This window comes from Ferrovum myxofaciens (assembly GCF_000735045.1).
In the GTDB taxonomy this organism is placed as follows: Bacteria; Pseudomonadota; Gammaproteobacteria; order Burkholderiales; family Ferrovaceae; genus Ferrovum; species Ferrovum myxofaciens.
Map to the genome: position 1 here is coordinate 1 of NZ_JPOQ01000449.1, position 280 is coordinate 280.

Consider the following 280-nt stretch of genomic DNA (forward strand, 5'->3'; position numbering starts at 1 on the left):
TGCGGGCATCTACGGGTTGGCCATAGATGAAGACCCGGACCCTGGCTTCGGCAAAGAACATCAGTTTCTGGTGAGGGTCAGTACCACCCCACCACCCAGATCGAGTTTGAGTTCAAGGATTCCTGTTTGGGGTTGAGGTTCAGGGGCAGGCAGAGTACCCAGATCCAAAAACCCTACGGGTTGCATCTGGCTGATGGCAGGGGAAATCCCATTGCGAAATACCCCTTGCCAACGTATCAATCGGGATGGATTTAATCCCTTATCCCGACAGAAACTCTTG

1 pseudogene is annotated in these 280 nt (G+C 52.9%); it reads right to left on the reverse strand.

The features are described 5' to 3' along the window. Positions 1-60: 60 nt before the first annotated feature. A pseudogene (locus IV91_RS18720) lies at positions 61-280 on the reverse strand (IS66 family insertion sequence element accessory protein TnpA); the annotation flags it as partial.